The organism is Aerococcus sp. L_32 (assembly GCF_050689315.1).
Window position 1 is genome coordinate 1 of record NZ_JBOEQF010000824.1, and the last position, 819, is coordinate 819.

Here is an 819-nt window from a genome sequence, read left to right on the forward strand (position 1 = left end):
ATAGGATTTTATTTAGGAGGATTTTCATGGCAGAGAGTACAACTTTTGAACAAGTAGCGGCTTTAATTGTGGAACGTTTCGGTGTGGAGGCTTCTAGTGTGACGCCTGAGATGTCGTTTACGGACGATTTGGGTGCGGATTCGTTGGATGTTGTGGAATTGGTGATGGAATTGGAAGATAATTTCGGCATCCAGATTTCTGATGATGATGTTGAAGAAATTAAAACTGTTGCGGATATTGTGAAGTATATCGATAGCCATAAGTAGGCTTATGATTCGATGTTTGAGGAGGCTGGCAGTTGGTTGTCCAGCCTTATTTTATTGAAAATAAAGAAGGAGGAATTTTCATGGATTTGTCAGGTGTGAAGGCTTTATTGGCTGATCAGTTTGATTTGGAATTACAAGATGAAACGCATTATATTGAGGCGTTTACGCATTCTTCGTATGTGAATGAGAACCAAAAGCTAGCTTTAGAGGATAATGAGCGGATTGAATTTTTAGGGGATGCGGTTTTAGAGTTAGTGGTATCTAATTATTTATACCGTAATTATCCCGAGATGGATGAGGGACGGATGTCGTCTTTACGTGCTTTAATTGTTCGCGAGGAGTCATTGGCTAAACGTTGTGTTGAGTGTGGTTTTGACCAGTTTGTACGTTTGGGTAATGGTGAGGAAGCAAGTAACGGACGCAAGCGCCCATCTTTATTATGTGATTTATTTGAGTCGGTTCTAGGTGCGATTTATCTTGATCTTGGGTTAGATGCGATAGAGCATTTGATGTCCCTAACCATTTATCCTAAGATCAAGAATGGTGATTTTAC

At 40.0% G+C, this 819-nt stretch carries 2 protein-coding genes; both read left to right on the top strand.

Annotated elements, in window-relative coordinates; all coding sequences use genetic code 11:
* The first annotated feature begins 26 nt into the window (after positions 1 to 26).
* Entirely contained in the window at positions 27 to 266 is a 240-nt protein-coding gene (locus ACRCJ0_RS16710) for an acyl carrier protein (RefSeq protein WP_004262367.1), read from the top strand.
* An 80-nt stretch (positions 267 to 346) separates the two neighbouring features.
* Positions 347 to 819: ribonuclease III family protein (locus ACRCJ0_RS16715; RefSeq protein WP_431391282.1), on the top strand; the 473-nt coding region annotated here is incomplete at its 3' end.

Bases quoted from the DNA above. Each gene is read 5' to 3' on its own strand.
- ACRCJ0_RS16710 (WP_004262367.1), top strand. From the start codon at position 27: ATGGCAGAGAGTACAACTTTTGAACAAGTAGCGGCTTTAATTGTGGAA.